This is a genomic window from Amycolatopsis sp. VS8301801F10 (assembly GCF_046195355.1).
In the GTDB taxonomy this organism is placed as follows: Bacteria; Actinomycetota; Actinomycetes; order Mycobacteriales; family Pseudonocardiaceae; genus Amycolatopsis.
In genome coordinates, this window is sequence record NZ_CP176065.1 from 4,470,159 (window position 1) to 4,482,686 (window position 12,528).

Sequence of the window (12,528 nt, forward strand, 5' to 3'; positions counted from 1 at the left end):
TGCGCGGGCACCCGGGCGAGCGGAGGTGGTGGGATGTCCTCGAAGGACCTCGAATGACCGGCCCCGGCTGGCGCGAGCCGACCCTCGCCACGCTCACCGACCGCCGGTTTTCCGCCGAAGGCTGGATTTACGAGCGCAAGCTCGACGGGGTGCGCGCGGTCTGCGTGCGCGACGGCGGCACCCCGACGCTGTACTCCCGCAACCAGAAGGCGATGGACAACGCTTACCCGGAGATCGTGGAAGCCCTTGCCGCGCAAGGCGGACCGCGGTTCGTCGCGGACGGAGAGATCGTCGCGTTCGACGGCGACCAGACCAGTTTCGCCGCGCTCCAGCCCCGTATCCACCTCACCGATCCGGAGCGAGCCCGGGCGACCGGCGTGCGCGTGTATTACTACCTCTTCGACCTGCTGTACTACGACGGGCAGGACACCACGCCGCTCCCGCTGCGCGAACGCAAGTCGATCCTGCGCACCGCCTTCGCTTTCAAAGACCCGCTCCGCCTGTCCTCGCACCGCAACACCGAGGGGGAGAAGTACTTCGAGGAGGCGTGCCGTCGCGGCTGGGAGGGCGTGATCGCGAAACGCGCCGACGCGCCGTATCGCCATGGCCGCTCGCCGGACTGGCTGAAGTTCAAATGCCAGCAGGGACAGGAGATGGTCATCGGCGGGTTCACCGCTCCGCGGGGCAGCCGGATCGGCTTCGGCGCGTTGTTGCTGGGCTACCACGAAAAGGGGCGGCTGCGGTACGCGGGCAAGGTCGGCACCGGCTTCGACCGCCGGCTGCTGACCTCGCTGCACGCCGAGCTGACCCGGCGCGAAACCGGCCGCTCGCCGTTCGCCGATCCGGTGCGCGAGCCGGGGGCGCACTGGGTGCGGCCCGAACTGGTCGCCCAGATCGGGTTTTCCGAATGGACGCGCGACGGCCGGTTGCGCCATCCGAGGTTCGCCGGCCTGCGCGAGGACAAGAAACCGGCCGACGTGATCCGGGAGCAGCCGTGAAGATTTCCCGTCCCGACAAGGTTTTCTATCCCGGCGACGGCCTCACCAAGGGCGATGTCGCCGAGCATTACCGCACGGTCGCGCCCGCGATGCTGCCCCATCTGCGCGGCCGTCCGCTCACGCTGCGGCGGTATCCGGACGGCATCGACGCGCAGGGCTGGTTCCAGAAGCATCCGGGCGAGCACTTCCCGTCGTGGCTGCGCACCGCACGCGTGCCGCGCCGGGGCGGCGGCACTGACGACTACGTCGTGTGCGACGACGAGGATTCCCTGCTGTACCTGGCCGGCCAGGGCACCGTGGAGTTCCACGTCTGGCTGTCCACTGTGGACGCTCCAGAGAAGCCGGACCTGCTGGTGCTCGACCTGGACCCGCCGGACGGCACCGACGTCGCCGACCTGCGCGCCGCGGCCCGCCGCGTCCGGGACCACTGCGCCGACGCCGGTCTCGCCGCGTATCTGCAGGCCACCGGCGGTCGCGGCTTCCACGTGGTGGCCCCCCTCGACGCCACGGCGGCCACGGACGTGGTCCTGGAACTCTCGCGCGTCTTGGCCGACCGCGTCGCCTCCGCCGACCCGGACCGCCTGACGACCGCCCAGCGCAAAGACCAGCGCGGCGACCGGATTTTCGTCGACGCGAACCGCAACGGCTACGCCCAGACCTTCGTGGCCCCGTACTCCCTGCGCGCCCGCCCCGGGGCGGCCTCGGCGACCCCGCTGGACTGGACGGAACTCGGCAAGGCCGAGCCGGACGGCTGGGGGCCGGAGAAGCTGCACCGGAGGCTGGCGCGCAAGGCCGATCCGTGGCGGGAGATGGGGAAGGACGCCGGGTCGGCGGAGAAGGCGTTGGAGAGGCTCGGTTGAGGCTGAGTGCCGGAGGGATGCGCACTACCCCTCCGGCACCCGCCGGCTTGATCAGACCCCGGAGACCTGCTGGATCCAGTCCCGCCCGGCGGCGACGCTGCCGTAGGTCGTGACGCTGGAGCGGTCGCTCGTCGAGCACACGCCGACCTGGACGCCGTTGTCGACCATCGGGCCGCCCGAGTCGCCGCCGGCCACCGCGCCGTTCGGGGTGCTCGCCGTGATCGCGGGGCCGCCCGCGTTGTCGCTGTCCTGGGTGTTCGTGATGGTGACGTCGGCCTTCTTCAGCACGCTCGACTGGTGGTGGCCCTCGTCGGTGCTCTGCGTCGCACCCCAGCCGTAGACAGTCGCGCTGTCTCCTTCCTGCGCGTCGTTGGAGCTGCTGGCGAGGCGGGCGAACGTGCTGCCGCCGTCGGTGTTCAGCTCGATCAGCGCCAGGTCGCCGCCGGAGTAGACATAGGTGGAGGCGGCCTTGGCGTGCACGCCGCCGCTGGCGCTGTTGGAGCCGATGTACAGGTCGATGTCGGTCAGCCGCTGCCCGTTGTTGTCGTACATGCAGTGTTTCGCGGTGAGGACCCAGCGGCTGCCGATCAGCGTGCTGGTGCAGAAGAAGGTGTAGCCGTTCGCGTGCCCGTTGAACCGCGTGATGTAGCCGGGGTTCTGCGCGGTGCTGCCGCCGATGATCGAAGGCTGGGCCTCGGGGGCCGAGGGGCTCGCGGACGCGGGGGGCACGGCGAACGCGCCGAGCACCGCGCAGGAACCGGTCAGCACGGCGAGGGCCCGGGTGAGTGCGCGCATGTCGCTCCTTGGGGAAGTGGTGTCGATGGGGACGTTTTCGAACGTAAGCAGCGCGGACGGGCGGCGGAATCCGCCGAACCGCCCGTAGCGGGCAAGCGGCGCCGACGCGACTTTCGGCGGGTTGCCAACCGGTGAACGGGTGCCGAGAATCCGACGAGACCGGTCCGTTTTTTCCAGGAGAGCGCAATGCGGTTGTTCGCCCCGGCTCCGGGCGGGGAGCGGCTGGCCCAGGCGCTGGCCGAAGGGCCCTTCGAGCGCGCCCTCACGCTCGCGATCGAGCGCAGCGGCCTCGGCCTGGCACGGCTGCGCGAACGGCTCGCGGCCTCCGGCGTGCCGGTCAGCACGACCACGCTCAGCTCGTGGCGCACCGGCCGCAGCCGTCCGGAACGGCCGGAATCGTTGCGGGCGCTGGCTTTGCTGGAACCGGTGCTGGACGTGCCGCCGGGCGCGCTGCGGGCGCTGCTTGACCTGCCGCGCACCAGCGCTCCAGTCCCGCGCGCGGCGCGCTGGGACCGGTTGTGGGAGAACCGCAGCCTGCTGCCGATGGTGCTGAACTCGTTCGAGGACTCTTCGCCGGAATCGGTCAGCGTGCACGAGACTCTGCACGTCGACGCCGGAGGACGGATGCGCAGCCTGCGGGTGCGGGAAGTGCTGCGGGCGCTGGACGAACCGGCGTTCGTGCGCATCGTGGCCCTGCGGGGGTTCACCCCGGGGCGGTCGCCGGAACTGGTGTCGGCGCGCTATTGCCGGCCCGGCTGCGTGCGGACGGCGCCGGAGCAGGCGTTTTCGGTGACGGAGCTGGTGCTGGACCATCCGCTGGCTCCCGGCGAGACGGGGATCGTGGAGTACCGGTTCGCGTTCCGCGACGAGGAGCCCGATTCGCGCTACGACCGGCGCTTCCGGCTGCCGATCGCGGAACACCTGCTGGAAGTGCGCTTCGATCCGGCCGCGATGCCCGCGGAATGCGTGTCGTACCGGCAGGAATCGCCGACCGGGCCCGAGCTGGAGACCGCCGAGGCGCGGGTGCGGCCCGGGGTGCCGGCGCACGTGATCCGGACCGGGCAGGGGCCGGGAATTCACGGAATGCGGTGGCGCTGGTGATTCGTCCACTGAGGACGCTTGAGTCCTCAATGGACGGACGACGCTTCCGTTGGGGGCGAAGCGCTTCGCGAGCGGTCGGCTACTGAGGGTTCGCCGCCTGCGCTGTCTGGCGGGGCGGCATTGCGCTGTTCGGCCCAATTTTCGATTTTCCTGACGAGTAGCCAGTTTTGGCCGGTGCGGCCCGGGTAGCCGACCCCACATGTTTCCTCGGCCTGATGAGAGCGGACGCGACGACGGCCGGAGGCGCGATGGCTGACGAGAGCCGATCGCCCGCCGGGCTGATGCGCGAGGCGCGCGCGGTGTTCGAAGAGCTGACCGAAAAGGACATCGAGTCCGTGTCGGCGTTCACCAAGGACGGCGACGGATGGAAGCTGCTGGTGGAAGTGCTTGAGCTGGAACGGGTTCCGGACACCACCAGCCTGATGGCCACGTACTGCGTGCGGGTCGACGCACAGGGCGGCTTCCTCGGCTACGAGCAGGTCCGGCGGTACGCGCGCGGCCAGGTCGACGTGTAGGAAGGGAAGGCGATTTCATGACCATGGCGACGGGACGGTCCGGTGCGAACGGTCAGCTGCAACGCGGGCCGGGCACCGGCAACCTGTACGACATTCTCGAACTGATCCTGGACAAGGGACTGGTGATCGACGCGTTCGTCCGGGTTTCGCTGGTGGGCATCGAACTGCTCACCGTGGACGCGCGGATCGTGGTGGCCAGTGTGGACACTTACCTGCGGTTCGCCGAGGCGTGCAACCGGCTGGACCTCACCCGGGCTTCGAGCGCCACGACGCTGCCCGACCTGCTGGGCGAGGTGACCGAGAAAGGCGCCAAAGGGAAGTCCAAAGGCGCGCTGACCGGTGCGGTCGAGACGTTCGCCGAGCAGTTCCAGAAGTCCAGCGACAAGGACGGCGAAGAGGCTGAGGAAAAGCCGCGCAGCCGCAGCCGCCGCAGCACCGCGAGGTCGAGCGAATGAGCACTTACCTTTACGGCATCACGTTCGCCGACCATCCCGCCGAGGTGAGCGGGCTGCGCGGCGTCGGACCGTCGGCGGCGCCCGCGCGGGTGCTCCCCGCCGGGGACAAGCTCCGCGCCGTGGTCGGCGACGTCGACGGCGAACTGCGGGCGAAACGCCGGGATCTTCTTGCCCACCAGGAGATCCTGCAGGCGTTGTGCGAAGAAGGCCCGACCTTGCCGATGCGGTTCGGTGTCGTCGCAGAGGACGATACCGCGGTGGCGGAAGAGATCGCGGCCAAAGCCGATGTCTACACCGCTGTTCTGCAACGCGTTCGCGGGCACGTGGAGATGAACGTCAAAGCCTCGCACCGGGAAGACGTCGTCCTGGGGCAGATTCTCGCGGGGGACGAGGAAATCCGGAATCTGGCCGCGACCTTGCGCGAGGACGCCGGCCGGGGGCAGGCGGAACAGGTCCGGTTCGGCGAACTGGTCGCCGGTCGGCTGGAGCAGCGCGAGCGCGAGGATGCCGACGCGATTCTCGGCTACCTGCTTCCGCTGGCGGCCGAGCATTCCCCGGGCCCGCGGGTCGACGGGTGTTTCTTCAACTGCTCATTCCTGGTGCCCAAGGAGAAACTGACCGAATTCCAGGACGCCGCGCAGCGGCTCACGACCCTGGTCGAAGAAGTGGCGGAGGTCCGCGCACAGGGACCGTTGCCGCCCTACAGCTTTGCCGAGGACCAATAGTGGGACTGCTCGGCGAACTGCTTCTGCTTCCGCTGGCGCCGGTGCGGGCCGTCGCCTGGGTCACCGGGCACGTCGTCGAGGCCGCCGAACAGGAGCAGATCGCGCAGCTGCAGCGGGAGCTGGCCGCCCTGGAAAAAGAACTGGTGGCCGGCGGCATCAGCGAGGAGGAGTTCGACCGCAGGGAAGACGAAATACTCGATCTGCTCGAAGAATTCGACCGGGGGGCTGCCGGATGAACGGAGCGAACAGATGACACCGGGAATGAAGATCGCCGCCGCCGTGGTCGGCGGTTACGTGCTCGGGAGACGGAAAAAGGCGAAACTCGCCATCACCATGGGCGCCTGGCTCGTCGGGAAGAAACTGAACCTGGACCCGAAGAAGCTGCTGTCGGACGTCACGCGCGAGCTGGCCTCGTCGCCCGAGCTGGCCGGGGTCCGCGATCAGGTGCGGGACGAGGTGCTGGGCGCGGGCAAGACCCTGGCCGCGGACATCCTGGCCCACCAGGCGGGGCGGCTGGCCGGTTCGCTGCAGGAGCACACCGGCCACCTGCGGGACAAGGCCGCTGGTCTTCCGTCGGCGGTCACCGGCCAGAAGTCCGAAAAGGACGAAGAGGAACCGGACGAGCCCGACGACGCCGAGGACAGCGGCGCGGAAGAAAGCGACGCCCCGGCTCGCGCGCGCAAGAAGCCGCGCAGCACTTCGCAAGGGGAGCGCAAGCCCGCGCGCAAGACCTCCGGCAGCTCAACGACGCGGAAACGGGCCTCCTCGGGAGGCCGTACGCAGAAGCGTTCCTCCGGTGCCGCGGGGGTGAATCGTGGCTGAAACCCGTTCTGACAGCGACGAAATCGGTCCCCTGGCGAAACTTCGGGAACTGGCTTCGCGCAATCCCGCGGCGGAGCAGCTGCTGCACGCCGGCGAGGAGTACGCGCAGGCGAAAGCCGAACAGATGATGGCCTCGGCGGGTTCCAAACTCGGGGAAGCGTCCCGGCGGCTGGCCGACGCGGGCGGCAGCGGCTCGCTGAAGGGATTGTTCAGCGCGGGCGAAAAGATCGCCGAAGGGAAGTCTCCGGTCCGGGCGGCGGTCGAGGCGGGCGGAAAAGCGATCAAGAATTCCGTGTCCGGCCTGTTCGGCAAACGCGGTTCCGGCGGCAAGAAGATCATCAACATCGTCGAGGACATCGACGTCGGCGTGCCGGTCCGCGAGGCCTACGACCAGTGGACCGAATTCCAGAAGTTCAGCAGTTTCGCCAAGGGCGTCGTCAGCGCGGAGCAGACCGGCGACACGACCTCGCAGTGGCGGTTCAAGATCTTCTGGTCGAACCGGTCGATGAAGGCCACGGTCACCGAGCAGATCCCGGACGAAAGGATCGCGTGGACCACCGACGGGGCGAAGGGCACGATCAAAGGCGTGGTGACCTTCCACGAACTCGCCCCGAACCTGACGAAGGTCCTGCTGGTCATCGAGTACTACCCGGCCGGGCTGTTCGAGAAGACCGGCAACATCTGGCGGGCGCAGGGCCGCCGGGCGCGGCTGGACCTCAAGCACTTCCGCCGGTTCGTCACGATGGCGGGCGAGGCGTCGGGCGACGGCTGGCGCGGCGAGATCCGCGACGGCGAGGTCGTGCGCACCCCGGAGCAGGTGCGCGAAGACGAGGACGGGCCCGAGCCCGAAAACGACGAGCCCGAGAACGACGAGCCCGAGAACGAAGAGCCCGAGAACGAAGAGCCCGAGAACGAAGAGCCCGAGGACGAGGAGCTTCCCGAGGAAGACGAAGACGAGGACTTCGACGAGGAAGAAGAGGACGAAGAGGACGACGACGAGCCCGAGGACGAACGTCCGCGGAGCCGCCGGGCCGTCGCGGCCCGGTGACGAGGAGGCAGCAGATGAGCGAGTCCAGCCTGTCCGCCGGGAGGCCGGCCGGAGTGTCCCGCCCGGCGGGCTCCGGCGGCGGCGCGAACCTCGCCGACATCCTGGAACGGGTGCTGGACAAGGGCATCGTGATCGCCGGGGACATCCAGGTCAACCTGCTCGACATCGAGCTGCTGACCGTCAAGGTCCGGTTGCTGGTCGCGTCGGTCGAGCGCGCCAAGGAAATGGGCATCGACTGGTGGGAGCACGATCCGTCCCTGTCGTCCGGCACGCGGCGCGAGAATCTGCTGGAGGAGAACGAACGACTGCGCGCGCAACTCGCACTCGCGCGGGGAGAGCGAGCGGAACAGTGAGCTGGTATTGCTACGCGGTCGCCGAATTCGCGGCGGAAAACCCGGCGGAAGGCATTTCCGGGCTGCGCGGCTCTCCCGTCTCCGCCATTTCCGGGACCGGGCTGACCGCGCTGGCCAGCCCGGTCCCGGACGAGGAGTTCGCCGAAACCGCGCTGCGGGAGAATCTGGAAAGCCTTCCGTGGCTGGAGGAAATCGCCCGCGCGCACCACGCCGTCGTGGCCGAGGCGAGCCGCCGGACCGGCGTGCTTCCGCTGCGGATGGCGACGATCTACCAGGACGAGCAGCGGGTGCGGGAAATGCTCGCCGAGCATTCCGCGTCGTTCGCGGAGGCGTTGCGCCGGGTCCGGGGCCATGCCGAATGGGGGGTGAAAGTCTTCGCCTCGCTCGGCGGTCCCCCGGCGCCGGAAACTCCCGCCGAGGCGCCCGCGGACGGACGTTCCTATTTGCGCCAGCGGCTTCGCCAACGCCAGACGCGAGAAGCCCGGGCCACCGAAGCGGCCGAGGTCGCCGAGCGCATCGAAAAGGAACTCGCGCAGCTGTCCGCGGACGTCCACCGGCACCGCACCCAGGATCCCGCCCTGACCGGCCGCGCCGACCGCAACATCCTCAACCTGGCCTGCCTGGTGCCCGACACCGGCCGGGACCGGTTCCTGGCCCGGCTCGCGGACCTGCGGCGATCGGACGTCGCCGGCATCGAGGTCGAGGTCACCGGCCCGTGGGCGCCGTACTCCTTCGCGGGGACCTCGTGACGGCCGCGGCGCAGGAAACCGACCGGCTCGCCCTGGTCGACCTGCTGGACCGGCTGCTCGCCGGCGGCGTGGTGCTGACCGGCGACCTCGTGCTGTCGGTCGCCGAGGTCGACCTGGTGCACATTTCCCTGCGCGCCCTGATCACCTCGGTCCGCGAAGACCGCCCGGCGCCCTGGGGAAAGGAGCCACGATGAACGAGGCCGAACGCCTGCTCGGAGCAGCGGCCGGCGTGCTGCCCACCCGCCTCGAAACCGACGCGGACACGGTCGAACGCGACCTGATGAAGCTGGTCCTGACCGTCGTCGAACTGCTCCGGCAGCTGATGGAACGCCAGGCCCTGCGCCGCGTCGAGGAGGGCGGGCTGACCGAGGCGCAGGAGGAACGGCTCGGGCTCACCCTGATGCTGCTCGAAGACCGGCTGACCGAACTCCGCGACCGGTACGGGCTTTCCGCGGCGGACCTGAACCTCGACCTGGGCCCGCTGGGGACCCTGCTGTGACCGCGCCGCCGCCGGTCAGCGGGGGTCCGGGCTGAGGCAGCCGTCCTCCAGCAACGCGAGGTCCCGGGGAATGAGGGTGGTCGACATCATCAGCTCCTGGATCAGGTTGTGGTTGAGGGTGTTGCCCACCGGGTCGCCGACCTCCTCGCGGGTCAGCCGCTCCACGCCGGAACGGGCCAGCCGGGTCCGGACGGCGGTGACCAGGTGCTCGACCTTCTTGGGCGTCCACCGCTCCTCCGGCTGCAGTTCGGCGAGCTGACCCGCGGCCGCGCGCATGGTCAGCGGTCGCGGTTGCGATTCGGACGCCAGATACCGCTGCGCGAGCACGACCAGGGCCAGCCGCTCCGCGGGGGAGAGCGCCCAGCGCTTCGGCGCCTGGGTCGGTTCCTCGTGCCGGGGGGCGGGCCGTTCGTTCCCCGGGCCGGTGACGTAGACCTCGATCAGGTGCAGCCGCCGCGGAGTCTGGACGAACACCTGGGTGAAGCCGTTCCCGAGCGGCAGGGGGTCCTCGTCCGGGAACAGCAGCAGCTCGCCCACCCGCAGCGGGACCCGGCCGGTGTTCCGCACGAACCACCGGCCGGCGTGGTGCTCCAGGATGCCCTGCTGCCTGCTGACCCGCGGGTCGTCCTCGCCGATGCACACGTGCACCTCGGGCCGGTTGCGGCCGAACAGGATCCGGTGGTTTTCCCCGGGCCCCCTCGCGTAGCCGCCGGTGAGGGCGAGCGCGAACAGCGTGCCGGGCACCGAGGAGACGGCTCCGTAGGCGAGGCTCGTGTGCGAGTCCTGGAGCGCGACCCCGGCTCGGAGCGAGTCGGCCGAAACGCTTCCCGGCCCGGTCGTCCGCGCGGGAAGGCGGTGCGGAACCGCCGGTGCCGCGGCGACCTGTGGTTCCTCGTGCGGCGCCTGGACGGCCGCCGCGGCGCGTTCGTCTTCGGCGATGCGCCGCTCGCAGTGCTCCACCAGCGGCAGGACGTCGTCGCGGCCGTGCCGCAGGGCGATCCGCAGCCGGCGCAACGCGGCGGGGAAGTCTTCGCGCTGCAGATGGTCGACGCCGAGGGTGTAGGCGTCGTGCGCGAGTTCGGACTCGTCGGCGATCGCCTGCAAGCGGGCGCGTTCGCCGTCGCCGGCCGAGGCGACCGAGGCCAGGACCGCGGCGTAGTCCAGGGCGGGGGGAGTGCCGTAGGGGCTGGTCATCACTCGCGCACCTCCGTCCGGGGGTAACCGGTCAGCAGGGGTGATTTCTGCAGCGTCTCGATGCCCGCCGCGGTCGCCTTTTTCGCCCCCGACGGCGACATGCACATCACCGCCGCCGCCTCCTCGAGGGTCAGCCCGGCGTAGAACCGCAAGACCACCACCTGGCGCTGGCGGACGGGCAGCGCGGCGAGGGCGCGGGCCAGGTCGACGACGCTTGCCGTCCGGTCGGCGAACTCGCCGGAGTGCCGGACCAGCGCCTCGGCCGTTTCCTTGCCCGGGTACAGGAAGTCGGTGATCTGCTCGCGGCGCCGGGAGTGCTGCCGCAGCCAGTTGCACATCCGGTGGTGCGCGAGCTGGAACAGGAAGTTCTCCGGCTCGTGCATCTCCCCGTCCTCCTGCAGCCATTTCGCGCACAGCACCCGGAAGACCTCCTGGGCGACGTCCTCGGCCGCCTCGGCCGAGGGCAGCATCCGGCGCAGATACCTGAGGACCCGGTGCTGGTGCCGCTCGTAGAACACCCGCAGCGGATCGGGGCCGTCGGTCACCGCGCTTCGGGCAGCCCGCCCGCCGCGGCCGGGACGACCGTCACCGACCACTCGCCTCCCGGCTCCCGGCTCGCGATCCGGCCCGAGCACCCCGAGGCGCTCAAGGTCTCGGTGACCGAAACGATCGTCTCGCCCCGTATCGCGCGCGCCGCGACGTCCGCGCGGACCCGCAGGAAATCGAGCAGCATCCGGGCGATGCTACGCGGCCGGGGAATGCGCACATAGTCGGTCTCAAGGTGGTCGATCGGCACCGGGGTCTCCCTTCGGACAGTGTCACCGGGAGAACCACCGCGACCGCCGGACAGGGACCGTGCTCGGCCGAAGTTTCTCGGAAATTTCCCGGAAGAAGCCGGTGACCAGGGCGAACGGGTCGCCGCGAGGCGCTCCGGCCGGGACTGGCGGACGGCCAATAGCGGGGTGCTCGTGCTCCGGCGCGGATTCCCCTCAGTCCTCGGTGCTGAATGGCCGAGGATCGTTTCCCGGAAGCCGGGCGCGCAAAGCGAAGTTGGCGATAACCGCGCCCACTGCCACCAGAACGGCCGCCACGAGCAACGCTTGGTGGTAACCGCTGAGGAACGCTTCGCGGAACGGGGCTCCGCGGTGCGCTTCCGCCGTTTGCCGCGCGGTGAGCACGGCTCCGATGACGGTGACGCCCAGCAATCCGCCGATCTGGCGGACGGTGCTGAAGACGGCCGTGGCCACTCCGGCCTGGCGGCCGGGCATGGCGGCCAGCACGGTCGCGGTCAGCGACGTGGTGAATCCTCCGCCGATGCCGATCACCAGCAACGGCGGCATCACCTCGGCGAAGGTCGCGTTCGCGTCGAGCAGTGCGGCGCCCGCGATGCCGGCGGCGATCAGCGCCATCGCGCCCGACACCGAGCGGTGCGCGCCGAACCGCGCGGCCGCCCAGCCGCTGAGCACCGAGCCGGCGATCATGAGCACGGCCATCGGCACGAAGGCGAGCCCGGCTTCGGTCGGCGAGAACCGCAGGACGTCTTGCAGGTAAAGGGAAGTGAAGAAGAAAATCCCGAACAATCCGAAAGCCCAGATGAACATCGTGGCGACGCCGCCGCCGAAAACCCGTTCTCCCAGCAGGCCGATGTTCAGCATCGGATGCGCGACCCGGGTTTCGACCACGGCGAAGACCGCGGCCAGCAGCACGGCCGCGACGAATCCGCCGACGATCGCCGGGGAGCCCCAGCCGGAATCGTGTCCTTCGATCAGAGAGAACGTCAATGCGAACAACGCGCCGCCGGACGCGAGCGTTCCGGCGACGTCCAGCGGCGGTTTCCGCCCGGCAGGCTTCGGCAGGCGGATCGCCCAAGCGCCGAGGGCGAGCGTGGCGACGCCGACCGGGACGTTGACGAAGAAGATCCAGCCCCAGGAGAGGTGCTGGCTGAGCACTCCGCCGAGCAGCGGGCCGACCGCGAGCGCGAGGGCCCCGACGGCGTTCCACACGCCGACCGCGTTGGCCCGCTGGCGTTCGTCCGGGTACGCGGCCGAGATGATCGCCAGGGTCGTCGGCGTGACCGCGGCGGCGCCCAGGCCCTGGCAAGCTCGTCCGGCCACCAGCATTCCCGGGCTGGCGGCCAGGCCGGCCACGAGCGAAGACAGGGTGAAGAGGCCGAGGCCGATCAGGAACAGCGGCCGCCAGCCGTGGATGTCGCCCAGCCGTCCGCCGAAGAGCAGGAAGGTTCCGAAAACCAGGATGTAGGCGCTGACCACCCATTCCAGGCCGGACACGGAAAACCGGAGGTCTTCCTGGATCGACGGCAGCGCCACGTTGACGATGTTGTTGTCGAGGTAGGCCATGAAGGTCGCGAGCGACACCGCGATCAGGGTGCAGCGCCGCCGCGCGGAATTCATGGG

General features: G+C 70.1%; 18 protein-coding genes and 1 pseudogene. 13 read left to right on the forward strand and 6 right to left on the reverse strand.

Annotation, left to right across the window (positions count from 1 at the left end; genetic code table 11):
• The first annotated feature begins 53 nt into the window (after nt 1-53).
• Nucleotides 54-998 carry a non-homologous end-joining DNA ligase gene (gene ligD / locus F9C11_RS21280; protein ID WP_409186626.1) on the forward strand — a complete coding sequence of 315 codons (945 nt, stop codon included), beginning with the start codon at nt 54-56 and terminating at the stop codon, nt 996-998.
• Complete coding sequence (gene ligD, locus F9C11_RS21285) at nt 995-1,858, forward strand: non-homologous end-joining DNA ligase (protein WP_409186627.1); 864 nt, start codon at nt 995-997, stop codon at nt 1,856-1,858. Before ligD (F9C11_RS21280) ends, ligD (F9C11_RS21285) begins: the two co-directional genes overlap by 4 nt.
• A 51-nt stretch (nt 1,859-1,909) precedes the next feature.
• On the opposite strand, the gene F9C11_RS21290 is transcribed toward ligD (F9C11_RS21285), so the two are convergent.
• Nucleotides 1,910-2,653, reverse strand: coding sequence for a S1 family peptidase (locus F9C11_RS21290; RefSeq protein ID WP_409186628.1), 744 nt, complete (start codon nt 2,651-2,653; stop codon nt 1,910-1,912).
• Between the two features lie 186 nt (nt 2,654-2,839).
• On the opposite strand from F9C11_RS21290, the gene F9C11_RS21295 reads away from it, so the two are divergent.
• The 7 genes and pseudogenes from F9C11_RS21295 to F9C11_RS21325 all read left to right on the forward strand — a co-directional run.
• Entirely contained in the window at nt 2,840-3,754 is a 915-nt protein-coding gene (locus F9C11_RS21295) for a hypothetical protein (RefSeq protein WP_409186629.1), read from the forward strand.
• 215 nt (nt 3,755-3,969) lie between these two features.
• Entirely contained in the window at nt 3,970-4,269 is a 300-nt protein-coding gene (locus F9C11_RS21300) for a gas vesicle protein (RefSeq protein WP_409186630.1), read from the forward strand.
• 17 nt (nt 4,270-4,286) lie between these two features.
• Entirely contained in the window at nt 4,287-4,724 is a 438-nt protein-coding gene (locus F9C11_RS21305) for a gas vesicle structural protein GvpA (RefSeq protein ID WP_409186631.1), read from the forward strand.
• Complete coding sequence (locus tag F9C11_RS21310) at nt 4,721-5,449, forward strand: GvpL/GvpF family gas vesicle protein (RefSeq protein WP_409186632.1); 729 nt, start codon at nt 4,721-4,723, stop codon at nt 5,447-5,449. The genes F9C11_RS21305 and F9C11_RS21310 overlap by 4 nt, the downstream gene beginning before the upstream one ends.
• Nucleotides 5,449-5,685 (forward strand): gas vesicle protein GvpG, encoded by a 237-nt coding sequence (locus F9C11_RS21315; RefSeq protein WP_409186633.1) that lies wholly within the window; start codon nt 5,449-5,451, stop codon nt 5,683-5,685. Before F9C11_RS21310 ends, F9C11_RS21315 begins: the two co-directional genes overlap by 1 nt.
• Before the next feature lie 13 nt (nt 5,686-5,698).
• Nucleotides 5,699-6,271 carry a hypothetical protein gene (locus tag F9C11_RS21320; RefSeq protein WP_409186634.1) on the forward strand — a complete coding sequence of 191 codons (573 nt, stop codon included), beginning with the start codon at nt 5,699-5,701 and terminating at the stop codon, nt 6,269-6,271.
• 127 nt (nt 6,272-6,398) lie between these two features.
• A pseudogene (locus F9C11_RS21325) lies at nt 6,399-6,983 on the forward strand (SRPBCC family protein); the annotation flags it as partial.
• Here F9C11_RS21325 and F9C11_RS21330 read toward each other — a convergent pair.
• The gene (locus tag F9C11_RS21330; protein WP_409186949.1) at nt 6,917-7,333 is read right to left on the reverse strand and encodes a pentapeptide repeat-containing protein; all 417 of its coding nucleotides are present in this window, start codon (nt 7,331-7,333) and stop codon (nt 6,917-6,919) included. The pseudogene F9C11_RS21325 and the gene F9C11_RS21330 sit on opposite strands and share 67 nt — an antisense overlap.
• On the opposite strand from F9C11_RS21330, the gene F9C11_RS21335 reads away from it, so the two are divergent.
• The 4 genes from F9C11_RS21335 to F9C11_RS21350 are packed head-to-tail and all read left to right on the forward strand — an operon-like array spanning nt 7,334 to nt 8,920.
• A complete protein-coding gene (locus tag F9C11_RS21335; RefSeq protein WP_409186635.1) occupies nt 7,334-7,672 on the forward strand; it encodes a gas vesicle protein in 339 nt (112 codons plus the stop codon).
• Complete coding sequence (locus tag F9C11_RS21340; protein WP_409186636.1) at nt 7,669-8,421, forward strand: GvpL/GvpF family gas vesicle protein; 753 nt, start codon at nt 7,669-7,671, stop codon at nt 8,419-8,421. Before F9C11_RS21335 ends, F9C11_RS21340 begins: the two co-directional genes overlap by 4 nt.
• Nucleotides 8,388-8,615, forward strand: coding sequence for a gas vesicle protein (locus F9C11_RS21345; RefSeq protein ID WP_409186637.1), 228 nt, complete (start codon nt 8,388-8,390; stop codon nt 8,613-8,615). The genes F9C11_RS21340 and F9C11_RS21345 overlap by 34 nt, the downstream gene beginning before the upstream one ends.
• Complete coding sequence (locus F9C11_RS21350; protein WP_409186638.1) at nt 8,612-8,920, forward strand: gas vesicle protein K; 309 nt, start codon at nt 8,612-8,614, stop codon at nt 8,918-8,920. Before F9C11_RS21345 ends, F9C11_RS21350 begins: the two co-directional genes overlap by 4 nt.
• 15 nt (nt 8,921-8,935) lie before the next feature.
• On the opposite strand, the gene F9C11_RS21355 is transcribed toward F9C11_RS21350, so the two are convergent.
• From F9C11_RS21355 to F9C11_RS21370, 4 genes are all read right to left on the reverse strand, one after another.
• Nucleotides 8,936-10,114 (reverse strand): FHA domain-containing protein, encoded by a 1,179-nt coding sequence (locus tag F9C11_RS21355; RefSeq protein WP_409186639.1) that lies wholly within the window; start codon nt 10,112-10,114, stop codon nt 8,936-8,938.
• On the reverse strand, nt 10,114-10,659 hold the full coding sequence (locus tag F9C11_RS21360) for an RNA polymerase sigma factor (RefSeq protein WP_409186640.1): 546 nt from the start codon (nt 10,657-10,659) through the stop codon (nt 10,114-10,116). The genes F9C11_RS21355 and F9C11_RS21360 overlap by 1 nt, the downstream gene beginning before the upstream one ends.
• Complete coding sequence (locus F9C11_RS21365; RefSeq protein ID WP_409186641.1) at nt 10,656-10,910, reverse strand: hypothetical protein; 255 nt, start codon at nt 10,908-10,910, stop codon at nt 10,656-10,658. The genes F9C11_RS21360 and F9C11_RS21365 overlap by 4 nt, the downstream gene beginning before the upstream one ends.
• A 193-nt stretch (nt 10,911-11,103) precedes the next feature.
• Nucleotides 11,104-12,525: an MFS transporter gene (locus F9C11_RS21370; protein ID WP_409186642.1), complete on the reverse strand. Its 1,422-nt coding sequence runs from the start codon at nt 12,523-12,525 to the stop codon at nt 11,104-11,106.
• Nucleotides 12,526-12,528 lie beyond the last annotated feature (3 nt).

Excerpts from the sequence above, each read along its gene's own strand:
- ligD (WP_409186626.1), top strand. The coding sequence starts at position 54 with ATGACCGGCCCCGGCTGGCGCGAGCCGACCCTCGCCACGCTCACCGAC.
- F9C11_RS21290 (WP_409186628.1), bottom strand. The coding sequence starts at position 2,653 with ATGCGCGCACTCACCCGGGCCCTCGCCGTGCTGACCGGTTCCTGCGCG.
- F9C11_RS21295 (WP_409186629.1), top strand. The coding sequence starts at position 2,840 with ATGCGGTTGTTCGCCCCGGCTCCGGGCGGGGAGCGGCTGGCCCAGGCG.
- F9C11_RS21300 (WP_409186630.1), top strand. The coding sequence starts at position 3,970 with ATGAGAGCGGACGCGACGACGGCCGGAGGCGCGATGGCTGACGAGAGC.
- F9C11_RS21305 (WP_409186631.1), top strand. The coding sequence starts at position 4,287 with ATGACCATGGCGACGGGACGGTCCGGTGCGAACGGTCAGCTGCAACGC.
- F9C11_RS21310 (WP_409186632.1), top strand. The coding sequence starts at position 4,721 with ATGAGCACTTACCTTTACGGCATCACGTTCGCCGACCATCCCGCCGAG.
- F9C11_RS21320 (WP_409186634.1), top strand. The coding sequence starts at position 5,699 with ATGACACCGGGAATGAAGATCGCCGCCGCCGTGGTCGGCGGTTACGTG.
- F9C11_RS21335 (WP_409186635.1), top strand. The coding sequence starts at position 7,334 with ATGAGCGAGTCCAGCCTGTCCGCCGGGAGGCCGGCCGGAGTGTCCCGC.
- F9C11_RS21350 (WP_409186638.1), top strand. The coding sequence starts at position 8,612 with ATGAACGAGGCCGAACGCCTGCTCGGAGCAGCGGCCGGCGTGCTGCCC.
- F9C11_RS21355 (WP_409186639.1), bottom strand. The coding sequence starts at position 10,114 with ATGACCAGCCCCTACGGCACTCCCCCCGCCCTGGACTACGCCGCGGTC.
- F9C11_RS21370 (WP_409186642.1), bottom strand. The coding sequence starts at position 12,525 with ATGAATTCCGCGCGGCGGCGCTGCACCCTGATCGCGGTGTCGCTCGCG.